This is a genomic window from Myxococcales bacterium (genome assembly GCA_012517325.1).
In the GTDB taxonomy this organism is placed as follows: domain Bacteria; phylum Lernaellota; class Lernaellaia; order Lernaellales; family Lernaellaceae; genus JAAYVF01.
In genome coordinates this window covers 122,152-137,210 of the sequence record JAAYVF010000008.1, presented here as the reverse complement: position 1 = coordinate 137,210, position 15,059 = coordinate 122,152, and the positions used below count along the sequence as shown (strand labels likewise).

Genomic DNA, 15,059 nt, shown 5'->3' with positions numbered 1-15,059 from the left:
CGGGCCTGACGATGCGTTGGATCGGCTGGATGCTGTTGCTGCTGGCGGCGATCGGGGCGACCGCCGCCGGGGCCGAGGAGCCGGCGGCGGAAGAGCCGCCGCCCGCGGCGCCGGTGTTCACGCCGGGCGAGATCATCGTGACGGGCCGGCAGGCGCCGGCGGAAGCGACGGCCTCGCTGCAGGAAATCGACGAAAACGACATCCGTGCGCTGGGCGCGACCAACGTGGCCGAGGCATTGCAGACGGCGCTCGGCGCGCGCGTTGACACCGCGCCGACCTCGCTGTCGGCCAACGGCAAGCAGGAAATGCTGGCGAGCCTGCGGGGTTTCGATCCGCGTGACGTGGTCGTGCTCGTCGACGGGGTACCGGTTTACGAGCCGTATTTCCGGGTGATCGATCTGCGGCAGATTCCAGTGGGCGACATCGCCAAGATCCAGGTGTTCAAGGGGCCGACTAGCGTACTGTACGGTCCGAACGCGCTGGGCGGCGTCATCAACATCGTCACCAAACGCGGCGGCGGCCCGGCGCGCGGCCACGTCGACGCCGGCTACGGCGACGTCGAAACCTACCGGGGCAACGCGGCGGTGCGGGGCGGGGCGGGCGGCCTGGAATATTTCCTCGCGCCCGGCTTCGGCAAGAGCCGGGGTTTCCCGCTGTCCGGCGACTTCAGTGAAACGCGCAACCAGGAGCCGGGCCTGCGGGTCAATTCCGACTACCGGGATTTCTACCTTTCCGGCAAGGCCGGCTATTACCGGGGAGCCAACGGCCTTTCGCTTTCGGCCAACCATTACGAGTTCGATGGCGGCGTGCCGTTTTCGATGGAGGCGGTCGAACCCTCGACGCTGTGGCGCAAGTTCTGGCGCAAGACCGGCGCCGCGCTCTACGGCGAGCTGTCGCCGGCCGCTTTTCTCTATCTGCGCGGCAATGCCTTCTACACCCGCTTTTACAACACCATCACCACCTACACCGATAAAACGATGTCGGCGGCGATCGACGACGGTCGCGGCGTCAGCACTTACGACAACGACGTGTTCGGTTATCACTTGCTGCCGGAATTTCTTTTCGGGCCGGCGGGAACGCTGACGCTGTCGCTGCTCTACAAGCAGGACCAGGTCGATATTCAGGAAGAAAACGGCGCCAAATGGTACGAATACGGCGCCGAAACCTATTCGGAGGGCGGCGAATACGGGGTGGAGTTTTATCGCTTCAAGTTCACCGCCGGCGTCGCGCATCACCTCTACCGTCGCACCCAGACCCCGGAAACCGACCTGGGCGATGACAACGGTGCCGTCGATTATCAAGCCGGTCTGAACTACGCGCCACACGAGATGATCGACCTGCGCGCGGCTGTCGCCCACAAAAGCGCGTTTCCCGACTTGAAAACCCTTTACGGCAGCGAAGGAAACCCCGACCTCAAGCCCGAGGCGGCGCTGAACGTGGACACGGGCTTCCGCTTTCAGCCGCTGCCACAGTTGAAGCTGGCTTCGACCTGGTTTTACGCGGACGTGAAGGATTTGATCGGCAAGAAGGAAATGGGCAACGAGTACACGGTCGAGAACATCGACCGAGCGAAAATGACCGGCCTCGAAAGCGAGCTGGGCGTCGACCTAGCCCAAGGTCTGTTCGCCGCGTCGCTCGGCCACACCTACCTGGATACCCGCGACGAGCGCGATTCCCGGCAACTTCACCGGCTGGATTTCCGGCCCGAGCACACGGCCTACGCCGACGGCCGCGTCAATCTGCCTTTCGGCACGAGCCTGACGGTGCAATATTTCTACGTCGGCGAGCGGCAGTACGAGGAACCGAGCGCCGACCGGGCGAAAAAGGCCCTGCCGGAATACGGGTTGGTCAACGCGCGCCTCGGCCAGACGATCCGCTGGGACGAGGGGCGCACGGCTGCCGAGTTTTTCGTGCAGGGCAAGAACCTGTTCGACGTCTACTACGAACTGGCCCCGGAAAAAGCCGCTCCCGGCCGCATGCTCTTCGGCGGCGTGGCGATGGATTTTTAGCCACGATTTGATAGGTATTTTGGAAGTGATTTCGATAAAATGGGAATGGTAACTAATCGCCCTGCTTTTCCTGTACTTCCTTGTTTTTTGTTTCCGCTCGCCGAATGTTGTCCGGGTATAGATTGACGCCAATCGGTCCTTTTTTCCAGTCGGGCCAAGTTTCTATTTCCTTGCTGATTTTTCGTGCATGAGCCAGAAATTCCAGCATTTCATTGTTTTGCGGTTTCGCGCTCATTTTTCCTCCTTGACCAATCCTGCTTTTCGCAGCCCTTTTTCTACATCCTCAACAGCCAACTTTTCCCAATCCAAATAGGAACGAGCGATCAGTGGAATCCTTGGAAGAGCTTGCCTTGGATCCCATTGTCTGACAAGACCACCCTCTTTTCGTTTTATCGGATATCCGGAACTCCAACCCAAGGAAAAAAGATCGGCGAATTTTCTCGGTCCGATGCCGATGAACGGTTCAAATAGAACCCGGTGGTCCTTTTCTTTTTTATCCTCGACGGCTATTTCATCCTCGTGAAGTTCAAGCGCTTTGCTTTTTGGATACGGCTCAACATAAACCACTCGTTTGATGCCAGAAGCAATGATGTGCCGGGCGCAGTTATGGCAGGGGAATGTTGTCGTGTAAAGACAACCGCCACGTGGAGAAATCCCGATTCTGGCACAGGAAAGTAAGGCTTCCATTTCGGCATGAACGTCTTTTCCATATTCAGTGATGTCGAATAATTTTCCGCCGTTCAATCGCCGGAAACAATCGTTGTAGTACTTGTCTTCGATTCCGAGGCGAATAAAAGTGTCCCGGGCGATCTCCCTTTTATTTTTGTAGTTTGAATCCTGGCCACCCCCCTTGATCAAATCTCGACGATCGTCAGCACCCGGCCAATGCAATCCACCGCCAGCGCGAGGGGCATCGTTCGCGCCGATGGCGACGAGTTCTCCTTCTTGTGAAACGATCGCCGCGCCGACTTGTCGCGCTAATGAACCTGAGCGCAGGGAAGAGGCAAACGCCAAGTACATCATTTGCTCATCAGGTGTCGGTGTGAGTGTCGGATTGCCGAAAATGAGGTCCAGCAGACGTTTGAATTCTTTCTTTGATGTTTCAACCTGATTCGGATTCAAGCGAATGAAAGCATCGGCAAGAGAAAAGGTGTTACGGGTTTGTTGGCCGTAGGAATAAAATTCCGATTGATCTCTTTCGATGAGCCGTCTTGCTTCTATCTCGGTAATTAATTTGTCATTTGTCAGATGGCTGATACGTTCTTCCTGGGTCGAATACAAGGCGACCAAATAAAATCCCGGGCCATATATTTGCCGCAAGAAGCTTACTTCGTCGGGGTGTTTGAGTGATCGAAGTAAATGAACTTTTTTTGGAAAAGGTTGAGTTAGATCACCGTCCGTATCTCGTGCCTTGTTTATTTGCGCGACGGTGTATAAAGCAAGAAAATCATTTCTCCCGCTTCTTTTTCGTATTTCGTTTCCGTTGGTCATGTATGAATCAATGCGGCTGGCTTCACTCTTCTGATCTAACCCTTCAGGCAAAATATCGGCAATATATTTGCTGAGCGAAAGCGTGGATAATTCATAACCAAAGGCCTTCAGAAAGTCGCTCAAAGGATCTTCAATCAATTTTGAATTGGTTCCGACAGCGGAAACAAGACCGATGACTAATTCACTAGTAAAAGCTTTTGTCATGGGCAATCCTGAAAGGTATGATTGCGCGATTCTGCCTTCGGGGGAAGAAGATGTCAAAGACTTTTTACAGAAACTACCTAATTTTTCGGACAAACAGGCGGCCCCGCGGGGCCGCCTTTCTACTAGTGAAGGACGATAACGTATAAAACTTATTCGGGCAGCAGGTCCGTGATGTCGAAGGTCTGGATCGTGCCACCGTCCATCAGGCTCATGCTGTAGGAGCCGGGGAAGCCGGTCGCCTCGTCCCAGAAAATCCGGTAGCCGTCCTCTTCGGTGTTCTTGATCCAACCGGCATGGACGTCCTTGCCGTTTTCATAGTCGAGCCAATACGGCAGATCGAGCACGGTGCCGCCTTCACCCTCGACGTGTTCGAGGAGGCTGTAATCATCGCTGGCGATGAAATTGAAGGCGTAGGACTGTTCTTTCGGATTCCAGTTTTCCAGCGCGGCCTCGGCGATCACCAGGTGCAACGGCACGGCCAGTTCGCCCTCGCTGTCGAACGCCGGCAGACCGTTCAGGTTGACTTCGGCCTTGGTCGGAACCTCGGCCCATTCGACGGTGATGTACACGTCCTGATCGAACAGCACGTTTTCCACCATTTCGACCGTGCCGCCGTCCATCATTTTCGCGCCCAGGAAGCTTTCGAATCCCAGGCTGGCATCCCAAACGATTTCGATGTCGGTGTATTTCTCGCCGGTTTCGTCGTACTCGATGAACCAGCCCAGGGCCAGATTGTCGTAGGAGGGAAGCGGGCGATAATCGCCGTCGAGTTTCTTGGACAGTACGTCGTAATCATCGGTGGCGATAAAATTGTATTTGTAATCGGCCGGATCGAAATCCTTAGCCGCGAAAGCCAGGTCGACCACGTCCTGGACCGCGACGGCCGGATACGTATCACCGGAGTCCGGATCGGTGTATTCGGTCATCGGCAGACCGGTCAACGAGACAGTCTGGTCGCCGTCCGGGGTCACGATGGTGACCGTCTGGGCGCCCGGCCAGGTCGCGTCGTCATTGTCGTCATCGTCATCGGCCGCGTCATCGTCGGCCGCGTCGTCATCGGCGGTGTCGTCGTCGGCCGCGTCGTCGTTGTCATCGTCGTCGTCGTCACCGCAGGCGGCTGCAAGGAAACCACAAGCCAGCACGGCCACCAAGAGCCAGAGCCACCACAAATTCCCTTTCTGATTCATCACCACAAACCTCCTGATTGGAATGGAACAGTTTTCGTATGCATGGAAACGCCCGTATTATGGGAAATCGAAGCTATTATGTCAATGAAAGCATAAAGAGGCCTTCCTCGCCGAAGCTGGAAAACCGGCAAATTTTTTTCGCTGGAAAATCCGGAAGGAGCCCCCGTCAGCCGTTGGCGGCGTTGCTTTCGGCTTGCCGGCCGAAATGATCGAGCACCCAGCGTTCCAGACGCAGGTTGACCAGTTGGGGCATCTCGATCGGGGCGGTGTGGCTGCCTTGCGGCACCATCAGCAATTCGGCGTTGGGAATCAGTTCCCGCATTTTTTCCGACAGCCACCCGGGGGTGAACGTGTCTTTTTCGCCGGCCACGATGAGCACGGGCACGGTCAGGTGCGGCAGAAAATCCTCGGTCGTGTGACGCGAGGCGAAATCGAGCATCTTGGCGAACATTCGCAGGTCGATGCCGCCGATGAACTCGAGGTACGGCATGAAATCGTCGTGTTTGATCATCCGGCCGTTGATTTCGAAATGCGTGGCGATTTCGTAAGCCAACCGAGTCGGTACGAGCCGCCGCCAGACCGCTTCCGGCACCCAGGGGGTCAACACGAAAAGCGGGTACAGATAGGGGAACAGCGTGTCGAGCATGCGGTTGTCGTGAAACGTGCGGAGCGGCAGGCCGTAGCTGCCGCACATCGGCACCAGGCCCTGGCAGCGTTGCGGGTGACGGCGGGCGAACTCCAGGATCACCTGGCAGCCCATCGAGTGGCCGATCAGCACGGCGCGGTCGATTTCGTCGTCGTCCATCACGCAGGCGATGTCGTCGGCCAGGTTTTCGATCGTCAGGTTGTTGGTGTTTTTCGGCATATCGCTCGTGCCGTGGCCGCGATAATGCACGTGCACCAGGCGATGGGCGGGCAGAAAGTGTTGCCAGACGTATTTCCAGACGTAGCCGTTGCAGCCGATGCCGTCGATCAGGATGAACGGCAAGCCCTCGCCGCGGCTCTCGTACCGGATCAGGGTGCCGTCGAAGCTTTTCACGCAACCTTGCTTGGCGCGCTTCATGGAGACTCCTTGTGCCCGCGCGGAAATGCGTTTTCTATCCAAAATCCGACGAGGCCTTGCTGTCAAGGGGCCGCTTACTCGAATTCGGGATAGATCAACAACTCGCTCTCCAAGGGGTAATAGTGGCTGACGACGACGCCGGAGGGACGCCAGCCGCAGCCCAGATAGAACCCGAAGCTGCCCGCGTAATCGTTGCCGTCCAGCAGCGTTTCCTTGTTCCAGGCCGAGCCGTCCCACGCGGCAAGCAGCAGCGACAGGTTGCTGCCGTCCTGGTAGACGATTTGCGGATATCCGCTCCCGTCCAGCACCAGGCACGCGTCGGCGCCTTTGTTGCCCACCCCGTCCACCGTGGTCAGCGTCCAACCGCTGCCGGTGTTCGCCGCGTATTTCAAATCCAGCAGGGCCGCGTCCTGATAGGCGACGTGCTGGCCGCCCGAACCGTCGAGCGCCAGTGAAGTCCACCGCCCGCGATCGTCGCCGACCACCAGGGGCTCGTCCACCGTTTCGATGTTCCAATCGCCGAAACCGCCCGAAGCCACCTTGAGGCTGGCCGCGACGGCATCGTAATAACTCAACGACACCCCGCACGTCGCATCGACGGCAAGCGAGGTGTACAGCCCGGTGTCCTCGCCGTCCTCGACCACCTCGATGCTCCAGGTGTCCGTCGCGCGATAGGCGACCTTCAAATCGCCGTTGTCGGCGTCGTGATAGCTGATGTACACCGCGCCGTCGTCGCAGATCGCCACATCGCACCATTCGCCTACCGCCGCGCCGCTGTCCACCGTGGCCAGCGACCAGCCCTTGGCGGTGATTTCGGCGAACTTCAAGGTTTCCGCCGTTCCGTCCTGGTAGGCGATGGCGGGTTGTTCGCCGGTTTCATCCATGGTGATGGCGGCGTAATAGCCGGTTTTCAGGCTGGAGTTGTCGACGGTCTCCAGCGTCCAGGCGGTGCCGGACCAGAAAGCGTGTTTCAACTTGTTGGCGAAGTAGGCGACGTGCGGCCGCAACAGCGAGTCGAGAGCCAGATCGGTGTACCCCTTGGCGTCCTCGTCGACGATCATCGCCGGCGGCACCGGCGCCGTGTCGTCGTCGTTGTCGTCGTTGTCATCGTTGTCGTCGTTGTCGTCGTTGTCGTCGTCGTCATCGTCGGACGTGTCGTTGTCGTCGTCGTCATCGACGGTGTCGTTGTCGTCGTTGTCGTCATTGTCGTCGTTGTCGTCATCGTCCGAGAGGGACCCGTTGTCGTCATCGTCGTCGGCGGGAAGGCGCGAAGCCGTTTCCTCGTCGCCGGAGTTGCTGCAACCGGCCAGCGGCGACAGAAAGGCGAGGCACAACAGCAAGGCAATCGACAGTTTGACGTGAGAAGTTTTCATGCGAACCTCCCTGACCGATTATTTTGGTATACCGGCCGGTCGGAGTCAATCGAAGGGCGGATTTATTGCTGACGGAGCAACACGTAGGCCAGCGTGCCCTGGTTTTTCAACCCCGTGGCGAACAACTCGGTGGCGGAACCTTCGCCGAAGTAGAAATCCACGCGATCCGGACCGGTGATGGCCGCACCGGTGTCGGCGTCGGCGACGAGATACTGCACCGGCCGCTGCTCGGGCGTGCCGTCGGGCTGGCGGGCCGGTTCGGGAAACGAAATCAGTGCCATCAACCCGGCGCTGTAATAGCGTTTGTCGGTGGCGATGGACCGCTTCGGGGTGAGGGGCAGGCGCGCCATGCCCGCCGGCGGTTCGTCGCCGACGCGGAAGAAGATGAAGCGCGGATTGAGGCGGAAATAGTGGTCGGCGGCCGCCGGCCGGCGCCGGAAATAATCGCGCAGGCCCAGGTAGCCGCCGGGGCGCTCGGCCTCGGGTATCTCGCGTAGCGCGGACGCTTCCATGGAGACGTAATTGTAGCCGTTGTGGCCGGCGAACAGCAGCGAGCGGCGGCGGCCGTCGGGATAGACCAGCACCGCGCCGCCTTGGATCTGCGTGTAATAGTAGTCGACGGGATCGTTCGTCCAGGCGACCGCCAGTTGGGCCGCATCGTAGGCGCCGTCCATGATCTGTGCCCGGGTCGGCGCCGGAACCAGCCGCTCGCCGACGCGCCGGTAGACCTTGCCCTGGCTGGTCGTCAGATCGCGCGGCAGGCCCAGAATCGGCACCGGGTAGGCGTCGGTGCGCCGTTCGCTGACGCGCAGCACGGGTGAGTGGTAGGCGGTGAAGAGCGCCTGACGGCTGACGACGACGATTTCAAAACGCCGGGCCAGTTCCGCGCCGAAATCCGGTTGGCCGAATTTGGCGAGCACCAGCCGGCGCAGTTCGCGCACCGTGGCCAGCGCGTGCGCCTTCGTCACCCGCCGTTCGCCCAGTTTGAGCGAGGTCTGCGGGAGGTGATTGAGATATTTTTCCTGTCGGTCCAGCGCCAGCAGCAGCGAGCGCGGGTCGCCGTCGTCGCGCCAGACCGCGGGTTCCTGGGCGGCGGCGACGGTCAACCAGCAAAGCAAGGACAGGCAGACGGCGAAAAAGTGTTTCACGGCGGGTCATGATAGCGGCTCGCCGGGCTGTCGCCAATGGGCAAACGTGCTATGATCCGGCCGACCCGTGGAGGAAAGCATGTTCGGTTTGGGCGCCGGCGAAATCCTGATTATCGCCATTCTGATTCTGGTGCTGTTCGCCGCCGGCCGGCTGCCCGCCGCGGCGCGGAAGGCCGGTCAGGCCTACCGCGTTTACCGCGACGTCGACCGGAAGGTTCAGGACGTCAAGCGACCGGCCAATTGGGTCAAAATCATCGACATCGAGGAAACCAAACCGGGCGAATCGCCGAATAATCCCGCCAAACCGCCGGAAAATTCCGATCACCCGGAGCGGCCGCTTTGAAAAAACGATACATCGTCCTGATCGTGCTGCTGGTGCTGCTCCTGGGAACCGCCGGTTTTATTTATGATTGGGTTGGCGGGTTTGCCGAGACGGTGCCGGCCACCCCGGCGACCTGCCGTGTCGTGCACCACGACAACCTGGTTTATTTCAACGGCGCGGGAGCCGATCCCGAGCGCAACAGCCTGAAAATATTCGCCCCGGAAAATCAGGTTCGCGCGCCGGTGGCGATCCTGCTGCACGGCGGCGCCTGGACCGGCGGGCATCGCCGGATCACGGCGATCGAAGGCATCGCCGAGTGGTTGGCCCAACGCGGCGTGCTGGCCGTCACGCTGGGATACCGGCTGGTGCCCAACGTGCCGCCCACCGAACAGCCGTGGGACGTGGCGCACGGCATCAACTGGATCTACCGGCATGTCGACGAGTACGGCGGCGATCCGGCGCGGATCGTGTTGCTCGGCCACAGCGCCGGCGGCCATTTGGCATCGGTGGTCACTTGCGACCGGAGCTACCTCGATGAACTGGGGGCGCCGACCGGCGTACCGGCCGGCGTCATCGCCTTGTCCAATGCGTTCGATCTGCGCGACGGTCCCGAACCGGCGAGTTCGGTCGCCCGACGCCTGGTCCTGTTCGTGTTCGGCACCGATCCCGAGCGCCGCGCCAAATTGTCGCCGGTGCTGTTCGTCAAACCCGGCGTCCCGCCGTTTCTGATTATGCGGGGCAAGGGCGATCACCTGGTGCCGGCTTATCAGGCCGAGGAAATGGCGGCGGCCGTCCGCGCGGCGGGCGGTTCCGTGGAGGTCAGGCTCGTCAACGGGCGGGGGCATGTCACGCTTTTTCACGAGATGACCGAACCCGGCGACGCGACGGCCGAGGCGTCTCTGAAGTTCATCCGCGAGATCAAACCGCGCGGCGAACCGCTTCCCGCGACGACCGAATAGGCATCGTCCCGCGCCGCGCCGGCCGTTCGGGCGCCGGGTGAATTCCCGCGCAGTTCTCCGGATTGTTATTGGTTCCTTTTCTCTGCTATTCTTCGCAGGCAATCGGGTTTTCGGCGATATGTTTTTGAGGATGACCGGGAGACCGGTGTGAAAACTCGACTGCTTTTCCTCGCGGTTCTTTTGTTCCTCGCGGCGATGGCCGGCGGCTATGCCTATTGGTGGTACGGCGGTTTGGATCAAACCGGCGCGGCCACGCCGGCGACCTTTCAAATCGTGCGCCACGACAATCTCGTCTATTTTCTCGGCGCGGGCGCCGATCTCGAAAAAAATTCGCTGGCCGTTTTGGCGCCGGAGGGACAAGTGCGGGCGCCGGTGGCGATTTTGCTGCACGGCGGCGGCTGGACCAGCGGTTATCGCCAGGAAGCGCCGCTGGTGCAAAATGCCGAGTGGCTGGCCGCGCGCGGGGTTCTGGCGGTGCCGCTGGACTATCGGCTCGTGCCGGCCGTGCCGCCGACCGAACAGCCGTGGGACGTGGCGCACGGCATCGACTGGGTGTTTCGCCACATCGACGAATACGGCGGCGATCCGGAGCGGATTGTGCTGGTGGGCCACAGCGCGGGCGGCCACCTGGCGGCGCTGGTCACCGCCGACCGGCGCTACCTCGACGAACTGGGCGTTCCGGCGTCGGTGCCCGCCGGCGTCATCGCCCTGGCCGGCATGTTCGATCTGCGCGACGATCCGAACCGCCTGACGCGCATCAACCGGAAGATCGCCGATGAGACGTTCGGCACGGACCCCGCGCGCCGCGCCGCGATCTCGCCGGTCGTCTTCGCCCGGCCTGGTATGCCGCCGTTTTTGCTTCTGCGCGGCCGGGGCGACCACCTGGTGCGGCGGGAACAAAACGAGGCGCTGGTTGAAGCGCTGCGCCGCGCCGGCGACCCCGTCGAGGTATTGGACATCAAGGGCCGAACGCATAAAACCCTGTTCGACCACCTCAATGTCTCCGGCGACATCGCCGGCGAAGCCGTCCTGCGCTTCATCCGCGAAATCAAACCGCGTCCCGTCGCCGCCCCGCCGCCGGCCGAATAAACCCCGTTCGCTTTTTTGCGCCGCGCCGCCGGCTGCCCGCAACGCGGCGTTGTGCTATAACAACGACATTCGCACCGCTACTTTTCGGTCGTTCGTCCGGAGGTGTCCATGGCCGACAAACCGTTCGTCCCCTACGTTCCCGCGGAAAAAACATTGCCCGAATTCACCCCCAAGGCCGTCGCCCTGGGCGTGGTCCTGGCGCTGCTGATGGCGGCGGCCAACACCTACCTCGGCTTGTACGCCGGGATGACGGTTTCGGCGTCGATTCCGGCGGCGGTGATTTCGATGGGCATCCTGCGCGGCATTTTGCGGCGCGGCACCATCCTCGAAAACAACCTGGTGCAGACGATCGCTTCCGCCGGGCAGAGCGTCGCGGCGGGCATCATCTTCACCGTGCCGGCGCTGGTCATCACAGGGGTCTGGTCCGAGTTCAAGTATTGGGAGACGACGCTGATCGCGGTGCTCGGCGGCGTGCTGGGCGTGCTGTTCATGATCCCGCTGCGTCGGGCGCTGATCGTCGAGGAAAAGGAGCTGAAGTTCCCCGAGGGCGTGGCCTGCGCCGAGGTGCTCGAGGTCGGCGAGCGCGGCGGCAGCGGCGTGTGGTACGTCGTCTCGGCGATCGGTCTGGGCATGGTGTTCAAGTTCTTCATCGCCGGCGTGCGGCTGCTCAAGGGCACGGTCGAGGGCGCGTTCCGGGCGGGCCGTAGCGCGGTGTACTTCGGCGGCGACATCTCGCCGGCGCTGGTCGCGGTGGGCTACATCATCGGCTTCAACGTGTCGCTGTTGATCTTTCTCGGCGGCGCGTTGGGCTGGCTGATAATGATTCCGGGCTTCTACCTGTTCAACGGCTATCCGGCGGGGCCCGACAGCGTGCTCGATACGATGTACGGCACCTGGAGCACGCAGATCCGCTTCATCGGCGTCGGCGCGATGATCGTCGCCGGCCTCTCGTCGATCGTCAGCGTCCGCCAGGGTATCGTGAAGGGCATTCAAGGGGCCGTCGCCGGCTACCAGAGCGCCAAGGGGCAGGCCCCGGCCCGGTTGCGCACCGACCGGGACGTCCACCTCGGCGTGATTCTGCCCTTGCTGATCGCCATCAGCGTCTTGATTTTCGTGCTGTACATTTTCCTGACCGGCAGCCTGTCGATCGGCTCGGTGGCGGGCGTGGCGATGATCATCGCCTCGTTCTTCTTCGTGGCGGTGTCGAGCTACATCGTCGGACTGGTCGGCAGCTCCAACAACCCGGTGTCGGGCATGACGATCAGCACGCTGCTCTTCGCCTCGGCGTTGCTCTTGGTGTTCGGCATGCGCGGCGACGCCGGCATCCTCGCGGTGCTGGGCGTGGCCGGCGTGGTCTGCTGCGCCGCCTGCACGGCCGGCGACGTCAGCCAGGACCTCAAGACCGGCCACCTGGTCGGCGCGACCCCCGCGTCGCAGCAGTGGGGCATGATCATCGGCTCGGTGGTGGCGTCGTTCATCATCGCGCCGATCCTCACGGTGCTGCACGCCAGCTACGGCATCGGCATCCGGGTGAAGGAAGGCGTCGACTTTCTGAAGGCGCCGCAAGCCAACCTGTTCGCCAGCATCACCAAGGCGATGTTCGGCGCGGACAACACGATGCCCTGGGGCATGGTCGGCCTCGGCGTCGTCGTCGGCCTGGCGCTGGTTGTTTGCGACGAGATCCTCAAACGCCGCAACAGCTCGTTCCGCACCTACGTGATGCCGGTCGCGGTCGGCATTTACCTGCCGTGGTCGCTGTCGTGGCCGATTCTACTGGGCGGTGTCGCGGCGGCGGCGATCGCCAAAATCGTCGGCCGGGAGCGCGAAAAGGAAGCCGAGCACCGCGGCGTCCTCTTCGGCTCGGGCCTGATCGCCGGCGAATCGCTGATGGGCATCATCATCGCGTTCTTCATCTTTTTGAAAATCGAACTGCCGGCGGTGCCGGTGTCCGACGCGGTGGCGAGCGCGCTGTCGGTGATCGCGTTGTTGGCGTTGGTCGGCGTGATCGCGGTCGTCGTGCTCAAGGGCAAGGCGGGCGCGGCGACGCCGGAAAAATAGGCGTCCCGGCGCGCGGGAGCGGGCGAAGATGGCCGAGCGAGAAGCGCCGACCGGCAAAGCGATCCGTCGGTTGACGGTGCTGCTTCTGTTGGCGTTGGGTCTGGGCTCGACCGCGGTGCTGGCGACGTGGCATTGGCGCAACCTGATTCCCGTCGGGTACGACTCCAACCTGCATTATCATTTCACCGCCGAGGTGGCGCGGAATCTGGCCGCGCATCCGGCCCGTCTGTGGTCATTGTTCGCCGCGCACCCGGCGCGCTATCTGCCGTTGCCCTATTTCGTCGGCGCGATTTCGTGGTTATGGGCCGGCGGCGCTTACTGGAGCCTGGCCGCGCCGCTGCTGTTTTTCTGGTTGCTGGCGTGCGCCGCGCTCGCCGGCGCGGGCTGGCTCGCCGCGCCGGGGCGCCTCGCGGCGACTCTGCCGCTGGCCGCGTTTCTGGCGACGCCGGTGGCCTGGAAGGCGGGCCAGTCGTTCAACCTGGAAATCGCGGTGACCGCCGCCGCGGCGACCCTGTTGTTTTTCTTTTTACTGGCCGAGCGAAAAATCCACTGGGTCGCCTGGTTCGCGGTGGTGCTGATATCGGCCACGCTGGCGCAAACCAAGCTCGTGCTGCTTTTAGCGGTCGCGCCGGCCGGCGCCGTTTGGTGCTTCACGGGCGAACCGGCGGTTCGCTGGCGGCGAGCCTTGATGTGGTCGGCGGTCTGCCTATCGGCGGGCGCATGGGCTTACTGGCATCGCGAGGGGTTGGCGGCGGAATTTCTGACGGACTTCCGCAACACGACCGGCGAGCCGCTGTTCGGCGCGTTTTTTTATTTTCGCGAACTGGCGACGGATTTGCGCGGCGGCCTGCTGCTCGTCTTTTTAACAGCCTTCCTGATCGAGCGGGGGATGCATCGCCGACTCCGTCGCGCCGACGCAGCCTTCGCCGCGTTCTTTTTGGTTCCTTTGCTGGCCTTTACCGCGGTGGACACCAAGCGCGGCTGGTATCTGCTGGGACCCTACCTGGCGTTGCCCGCGTGGGCCGCTTGCATCGCCGGAACGACGGACGAATCGCGCCGGCTGCGGCTTGCCTCGTCTTTCGTCGCAGCCGTTACCCTGTTGTTCGTGGGTGTCCAAACCGGTCTGGCGACGGTCGCCGCGCTGGGCGAGCCGTCCGGTCATCATCTGGGCGGGATCCTGCGGCCGATGCCGTTTCCCGGCCTGGATCGCGCGACCGTGCGGCGGATGGTCAGCGAAGGCCAGCAAGGGTTGCTGACCGGCGATCCGGCCAAAACCGCCGCCCTGCATCGACTGTTTTTGTTGGCCGCGCCGCGCGACGACAACGCGCGGGTTCATCTGGCCGAGGATTTTTACCAGGCCGGGCAACCCGCCGCCGCGCTGGCCGAATGGGAGACCGTTTTGCGGCACGGCACGATCGGCTCGCAGCTCTGGGCGTTGCACGGCGTCGCCACGGCCGAGGCCGCCGGCGCCGTGCCTGCCGGCACTTTCGAGGGGTTTCTCACGCCCTTGCTCGAAACCCATACCGCCGAACGGGTGGTTCGCTATTCCCTGCTTTTGGAACAGGTCTATTTTTACCAGGCGAAACGGGATTGGCCGGCGGTGTTCGCGACGCTCGATCCGCTGCGGGCGATCACGTTGCCGGATGAGGTCACGGGCATCGATCTGGCCGAAGCCGAAGCGCTGGCGAATACGGATCGCGTGGCCGAAGCCGTGGCCTTGTTGCGCCGGGTGCTGGAACGGACGGCCGCCGGCGGCACTCAAGAAGCGCTCGTGCGCCTGGGCCTGGCGCGGAATCTGGTTTTGTTAAGACAATTCGACGAGGCCGAGCGGCAGCTCGAACGCGCCGAACAAGGCCGGTATGACGACGGCCAACTGGCGGACGTCGCCGGCCGGATGCTGGCGGCGGCGCGACCGGTGAAGGGAGCGGCCTGGGCGGAGGATTTTCTCGCCGGGCGCATCGCGCGGCTTCGCGGCGAGGCCAGGGCCAGCCTGCTGGTCGAGTTGGGGCGGCTGCAAGTCGAGCAAAACCGTCGCGACCTGGCCTGCCGTTCGTTTCGCGAAGCGCTCGCCCTGCTGGAAGATCCGCGTCAAGCCGAATGGGTGCGGCGAACCCTCGCCGAAACCGCCGAATGCCGGCTGGAATGATCGCCGTCGA

The 15,059-nt window shown here is 62.3% G+C and carries 10 protein-coding genes and 2 pseudogenes; 7 read left to right on the top strand and 5 right to left on the bottom strand.

Annotated elements, in window-relative coordinates; genetic code table 11:
* Positions 1-11: 11 nt before the first annotated feature.
* Positions 12-2,009, top strand: a complete 1,998-nt coding sequence (locus GX444_02005) for a TonB-dependent receptor (protein ID NLH47355.1) — start codon at positions 12-14, stop codon at positions 2,007-2,009.
* Between the two features lie 52 nt (positions 2,010-2,061).
* Here GX444_02005 and GX444_02000 read toward each other — a convergent pair whose 3' ends face one another.
* The 4 genes and pseudogenes from GX444_02000 to GX444_01985 form a co-directional block, all read right to left on the bottom strand.
* A complete protein-coding gene (locus GX444_02000) occupies positions 2,062-2,244 on the bottom strand; it encodes a hypothetical protein (GenBank protein NLH47354.1) in 183 nt (60 codons plus the stop codon).
* The gene (locus GX444_01995; GenBank protein NLH47353.1) at positions 2,241-3,704 is read right to left on the bottom strand and encodes a cytidine deaminase; all 1,464 of its coding nucleotides are present in this window, start codon (positions 3,702-3,704) and stop codon (positions 2,241-2,243) included. Before GX444_01995 ends, GX444_02000 begins: the two co-directional genes overlap by 4 nt.
* A gap of 1,004 nt (positions 3,705-4,708) precedes the next feature.
* Positions 4,709-4,810 (bottom strand): annotated as a pseudogene (locus GX444_01990) (PepSY domain-containing protein).
* A 247-nt stretch (positions 4,811-5,057) separates the two neighbouring features.
* A complete protein-coding gene (locus GX444_01985; protein ID NLH47352.1) occupies positions 5,058-5,954 on the bottom strand; it encodes an alpha/beta hydrolase in 897 nt (298 codons plus the stop codon).
* Between the two features lie 1,025 nt (positions 5,955-6,979).
* On the opposite strand from GX444_01985, the pseudogene GX444_01980 reads away from it, so the two are divergent.
* Positions 6,980-7,159, top strand: a pseudogene (locus tag GX444_01980) (hypothetical protein).
* Between the two features lie 230 nt (positions 7,160-7,389).
* On the opposite strand, the gene GX444_01975 reads toward GX444_01980, so the two are convergent.
* Positions 7,390-8,475, bottom strand: a complete 1,086-nt coding sequence (locus tag GX444_01975; protein NLH47351.1) for a hypothetical protein — start codon at positions 8,473-8,475, stop codon at positions 7,390-7,392.
* A 79-nt stretch (positions 8,476-8,554) separates the two neighbouring features.
* Here GX444_01975 and GX444_01970 point away from each other — a divergent pair, with 79 nt between their 5' ends.
* From GX444_01970 to GX444_01950, 5 genes are all read left to right on the top strand, one after another.
* A complete protein-coding gene (locus GX444_01970; protein ID NLH47350.1) occupies positions 8,555-8,818 on the top strand; it encodes a hypothetical protein in 264 nt (87 codons plus the stop codon).
* Positions 8,815-9,756: an alpha/beta hydrolase gene (locus GX444_01965; protein NLH47349.1), complete on the top strand. Its 942-nt coding sequence runs from the start codon at positions 8,815-8,817 to the stop codon at positions 9,754-9,756. Before GX444_01970 ends, GX444_01965 begins: the two co-directional genes overlap by 4 nt.
* A gap of 147 nt (positions 9,757-9,903) precedes the next feature.
* Entirely contained in the window at positions 9,904-10,845 is a 942-nt protein-coding gene (locus GX444_01960; GenBank protein ID NLH47348.1) for an alpha/beta hydrolase, read from the top strand.
* 108 nt (positions 10,846-10,953) lie between these two features.
* The gene (locus tag GX444_01955; GenBank protein ID NLH47347.1) at positions 10,954-12,903 is read left to right on the top strand and encodes an oligopeptide transporter, OPT family; all 1,950 of its coding nucleotides are present in this window, start codon (positions 10,954-10,956) and stop codon (positions 12,901-12,903) included.
* A 28-nt stretch (positions 12,904-12,931) separates the two neighbouring features.
* Positions 12,932-15,049, top strand: a complete 2,118-nt coding sequence (locus tag GX444_01950; protein ID NLH47346.1) for a hypothetical protein — start codon at positions 12,932-12,934, stop codon at positions 15,047-15,049.
* Positions 15,050-15,059 lie beyond the last annotated feature (10 nt).